Below are 5,360 nucleotides of genomic sequence, written 5' to 3' on the forward strand. Positions count from 1 at the left end.
TCCGGCGGGCCCTCGTTCAGCGCACCCGGTCGGTGGACCGGCGGCTCACTTGCCGTGGTACGCGTTGTAGATCGAGAGCGTCGACGTGTTGCCCTTCTTGTCGGCGATCTTGGCGCGGAAGGAGATCGCCTTCCCCTTCGCCGGGTTCTTGACGGTGATCTTCCCCTTCGTGACGGTGGTCTTCTTCCAGGTCTTGCCGGAGTCGTAGGAGACGTACACCGAGAGCGACTTGAGGTTCTTGCCCTTGGCCGCGCCCTCGACGGTGACCGGGAAGGTCGCCTTCTTGCCGGCCGGGACCTTGCTGTCCAGCCCGGTGACCGCCTGGAAGCGGACCGTGGAGGCGGGCAGCTGCGTGAAGCCGGTGGTCTTCTTGGAGCGGAAGGTCCAGCTCGCGTCGATGCGGGTGGAGGCGGCGGCGACCCGGGCGCTGCGCTTGACCGAGGTGGTCAGCTTGTAGGAGGCGTCACCGGCCGGGACCGTGAACTCGTCCCCGCCGAGCAGTGGATCGCTGTGGGAGCCGATCTTCTTGCCGTTGCGGTAGAGGCTGGTGGTGGCCGAGGTGAAGTCCGAGGAGCCGGCGTGGCCCTTGCCGTCGGCGAACAGCGGCAGGAGGCCGACGATGGTGTTCCCGTCCCGGAAGAGACCGTAGTCCGCGCTCAGCCGCGGGCCGAAGACCGCCGTGTTGAACCTCTTGGTGTACTTCTTGCCGGCCTTGAAGGTCTGCGGCTCGCCCAGCGTGTAGAAGGCGTCGACCAGGGGATGGCCGGCCGCGTCCTTGCCCGCGCGCTGCTCGAGGTCGAACGACCACCGGATCTTCTCCGCCGTCGACAGGTACAGGGTGCGCGAGCCGGGCAGCTTCTGCTCGGCCGGGGCGCCGAACACGAAGTCGTCGGGCAGCATGCCGAAGGTGTAGACACCGCCGGTCTTGCCGGTGGCCGCGGCGCCCAGTTCGAGCTTCGCCGTGGCGAGTTCGCCCGCCTTGAAGTGCCGGACCTTCTTGCCCTGGATCTTCTTCACCTTGGCGCTGGTGGCCACGTCGTACTCGGTGCTCGCCCCCTTGGTCCACTGGCCGTTCCAGGTCTGCCGGATCCCGCCGGGGGCCTCCGGACCGAGGTGGGCCATCCGCACGTCGGCGAAGGACTCCATGGAGGCGCCGATGCCGATCCCCGCCGTGTCGTAGGTGTAGCCGATGGTCGCGGAGAGCGGCTTGGCCTTGGGGTCCGGCACGGTGATGTCCGCCGCCTTGGTGGTGCGTGCGTCGAGTGTCAGCGTGGTGTCCTTGGTGACGCTCAGCTTCGGCTGGACCAGCCAGTCGATGCCGCCCTTGAGCGTCCCGAAGTCCTTGGCGATCCAGGAGTCCACCAGGTAGGTGCCCTTGGGCAGGCGCAGGGTGGCGGTGTCGGTGGCCGGGGCGCCGTAACCGCGGCCGGAGCCCAGGCCCGCGTAGCCGATCAGGTCGGTGAGGTGTTCGGTCGTGGGCTTGCCGTCCCGGCCGATGTGCCGGACGGTCACGTCGTACGACTCGACCTCGCGCTGCACCGCGGCGGCCGTGCGGACCGTCTGCCCGCCGCCCGTGGCGACCACGTACGCCGAGTACGCGCCGTCCACCGTGCCGCCGAGCCGGGTGTCGGCGGTCATGTCGACGGAGGCGCTGCCGCCCGCCGGGACGGTCACCGTGGTGGCGCCCAGCGTGAAGAAGCCCGCCGGGGCCGCCTTGCCCTTGGGGTCGGTGGCGGTCGACGTCAGCTTCAGCGTGACGTCCTGGGTGCCGAGGTTGCGGTAGGTCAGCTGCTTGGTGACCGGCTCGTCGTCGGTGTGCGGCCACTGCTGGACGCCGAAGCTCACCGAGACCGGGTCGGCGATCACGGTCTGCTGGAGCGCCTTGTCGGCCTGGATCCGGCCCGAACCCTGCTCGAACGGGGTGTACTTGCCGCCCTTGGTGGAGCCGGTGAGCGCGCCCTTCAGTTCGGCGGAGGTCCAGTCGGGGTGCTGCTGCTTCAGGAGGGCCGCCGCGCCCGCGACGTGCGGGGTCGCCATCGACGTGCCGGAGATGGTCATGTAGCCGGCCGGTCCCTCACCGACCTCCTGGCCGATGTCGTTGCCCTCCGCCGAGGCGGCCGTGATGTCCACGCCGGGAGCGGTGACGTCCGGCTTGATGGCGCCGTCGCCGAGGCGGGGGCCGGTGGAGGAGAAGTCGGCGAGCTTGTCCTTGTCGTCGACGGCGCCGACGGTGAGGGCGGCGTCCGCGCTGCCGGGCGAACCGATCGACTCCGGGCCCTCGTTGCCGGCCGCGATGGCGAACAGGACGCCCTTCTCGGCGGACAGCTTGTCGACCGCCGCCTCCAGCGGGTCGGTCTCCGGTGTGTCCATGCCGCCCAGGCTCATGTTGACGACGTCGGCGCCCTGCGCGGCCGCCCACTCCATGCCGGCGAGGATGCCGGAGTCGTCGCCGAAACCGGAGTCGTCGAGGACCTTGCCGTTGAGGATCGCGGCGCCGGGTGCGACGCCCTTGTACTTGCCCTTGGACTGGGCGCCCGTGCCCGCCGCGATCGAGGCGACGTGGGTGCCGTGGCCCACCTTGTCGCCGGCGCCGGGCGCGGCGGTGAAGTTCTTGGACGCGGTCACCCGGCCCTTCAGGTCCGGATGGCTCGTGTCGACACCGGTGTCCAGGACGGCGATCTTCACGCCCTTGCCGTCGTAGCCGGCGGACCACGCCTTGGGGGCGCCGATCTGCCCGACGGACGTGTCGAGGGCGGCCCTGCGGACCCCGTCCAGCCAGACGTGGGCGATGCCGGAGGCGGTCCGGTCGCCGTTGGTGACGGCGTCCCACAGCTCGGACGCGTCCTCGTGCGGGGTCCGCACCGCGTCCGCGTTCAGGGACGTCAGGGTCCGGCGGAGTTCGCCCGCTTCGCGGACCTCGGCCTTGGCGGCCCGTGCGGCGCCCTGGTAGCCGACGATGACCTTCAGTCCCTGTTTCTGGGAGTTGCGGGTCGCGGCCTTGCCGAGTTCGGTGATGTCGAAGAGCCGCCGGTCGAGCTTGCCGCTCGCGACCAGCCGGGCGGCGTCCGCCGGCAGCACGAGGGTGTGGCCGTCGACCTTGCGGATCTGGACGGGTATGTGTTCCCGCCCCTCGGCCCTCTCGAGGCCGACGACGCGGCCCGTGGCGTCCACGGCGACCCGGTCGCCGGTGATCAGTGTGATGTGCTGCGTGGCCTTGAGCGAGGACGTCTTCGCCGACGCCTTCGCCGACGGCTGTCCGGCGGCGGCCGTGTGCTCCCCGCTCGCCGCCGCCGGTCCGGTCATGCCGGCCGCGAGGGCCACGGCGGCGGCCGTGGCGACCGTGGCCGCGCATGCTCTTTTCACTTGTCTGCGCAAGGTTCCCCCTAGCGGAGTTGCCGGGTGAACTCCCCGTCACCCGGTCGGGGGTGGTCTCGTACGCATGCGCGCACCCCCCGGAGCACGCAGTATGCCGAGGGGTGATCAAGCGCCTCAAGGGCTGTGGAAAAGGTGGGCAAGTCGCCGGGCGACTGTAACGTCACCGCCGGAACTCCGTTACAGAACCGCGTGGTGGGACCTCGCCGGCTCAGGCCCCGGTGTTCTCCCGCACGGTGATCCGTCCCTCGCGGATCGTCGCCAGGCGCGGGGCCTTCCGCGCGATCGCCGAGTCGTGGGTGACCATGACGAAGGTGAGCCCGAGCTCCTTCCACCTGCGGATGAGCACGTCCATGATCTCGTCGCGCATCGACTCGTCGAGGTTCCCGGTCGGTTCGTCGGCGAGCAGCACCTTCGGCTCCTTCACCAGGGCCCGCGCGATGGCCACCCGCTGCTGCTGACCGCCGGACATCTCGCCGGGCAGATGCCCGAGCCGCTCGCCGAGCCCCACCGAGGCGAGCGCCTCGGCGGCCTTCTCCCGGCGCTCCTTCGCCCTCACCCCGAGCGGTACGAGCGCGGTCTCGACGTTCTCCTGCGCGGTGAGCGTGGGAATCAGGTTGAAGGACTGGAAGACGAAGCCGATGTTCTCGCTGCGCACCCGGGTGAGCCGGGCCTCGGGCAGCTCGGCCAGGTCGGTCCCGTCGAGGAGGATCTCGCCGGAGCTGGGCCGGTCGAGCCCGCCGAGCATCTGCAGCAGCGTGGACTTGCCGCCGCCCGTGGGCCCCTGGATGACGAGCCGGTCCCCGTCGGCGATGGTCAGGTCGATGCCGTCGAGGGCCTGGACGGTCTCCTTGCCGCGCGGGTAGCGCCGGGTGACGCCTCTGAGTTCGTACATGGGTCAACTCCTGGATCACGTAAGGGAGGTGGGGGCCCGACCGCTGCCGTGCGGCCCCGGGTGCGGTGCCGGGCGGGCGTCACTCCACGCGGCGCAGCGCGTCGGCCGGCCGCAGCCGCGAGGCGCGCAGGCCGCCGAAGGCGCCGGCGACGAGGCCGCCGGCCAGCGCGAGGCCGACCGCGAGGGCGAGGGTGGTGAGGTCGACGGGCGCGCCGAGCGTGACGTCGAGGGTCTGGGCGGCCTGCCGCCCGGGGCCGCCGGGACCACCGCCGCCGGGCCCGCCCGTGCCGCCGCCGAGTCGGGCCTGCAGGGTGGGACCGGCCGAGGTGACGGCGTACGCGCCCGCCAGGCCGAGCGCGATGCCGAGGGCGCCGCCGATCAGGCCGGTGACCACGGCCTCGCCGGCCACCTGCCGGGTCACCCGGCCCGAGGACCAGCCCAGTGCCTTGAGCGTGCCGAACTCGCGCACCCGGCGGGAGACCGCCGAGGAGGTGAGCAGACCGGCGACGAGGAACGCGGCCACGAGCACCGTGACGGACAGCCACGTGCCGACGCCGGTGGCGAGCGAGGAGGCGGTGGACAGGGAACCGGAGACGGTGTCCGCGAGGTCGGCGGAGGTGGTGACGGTCGTGCCCGGGATGTTCTTCCGGATCGCGGACTTGACGCCGTCGATCCGCTGGGAGTCGGTCGCCTTGACGTAGACGGTGGTGACCTCGTCCTCGGCGTCGGCGAGCGTCTGGGCCTGCTTCAGCGGGATGTAGAGGTTGGCCGCGGCGTTCCCGCTGGTGGCGGTCGCGATGCCGATGACCTTGTACCCGGTGCCCTTGACGGTGACGGTGTCACCGGCCTTGAGTTCCTTCTCCTTGGCGTAGGCGGAGTCGACGACGGCCACCTCCGCATCGGTCTCGGTCGCCTCGAAGGTGCGGCCGGTGGTGATCTCGGAGGACGTCAGCGGTCCGAGGGCGGGCTCGGTGACGTCGGTGCCGTAGACGGTGTAGCTGTTGACGTCGAACTCGGCGCCGCCGCCCCGGACCCGTCCCTGCGGGGAGGAATCGCCGCCGCCCGGACCACCGTCCGGGCGGCGGCGATTCCT

General features: G+C 71.6%; 3 protein-coding genes. All 3 read right to left on the reverse strand.

Features of this window, described 5'->3' with window-relative positions; genetic code table 11:
* Positions 1 to 45: 45 nt before the first annotated feature.
* Positions 46 to 3,363, reverse strand: coding sequence for a S8 family peptidase (locus B7L92_RS35840; protein WP_170102281.1), 3,318 nt, complete (start codon positions 3,361 to 3,363; stop codon positions 46 to 48).
* 220 nt (positions 3,364 to 3,583) lie between these two features.
* On the reverse strand, positions 3,584 to 4,267 hold the full coding sequence (locus B7L92_RS35845; RefSeq protein WP_081241369.1) for an ABC transporter ATP-binding protein: 684 nt from the start codon (positions 4,265 to 4,267) through the stop codon (positions 3,584 to 3,586).
* Between the two features lie 79 nt (positions 4,268 to 4,346).
* Positions 4,347 to 5,360: ABC transporter permease (locus B7L92_RS35850; protein ID WP_081241370.1), on the reverse strand; the 1,014-nt coding region annotated here is incomplete at its 5' end.

Source organism: Streptomyces viridosporus, from assembly GCF_002078235.1.
GTDB classification, from domain to species: domain Bacteria; phylum Actinomycetota; class Actinomycetes; order Streptomycetales; family Streptomycetaceae; genus Streptomyces; species Streptomyces viridosporus.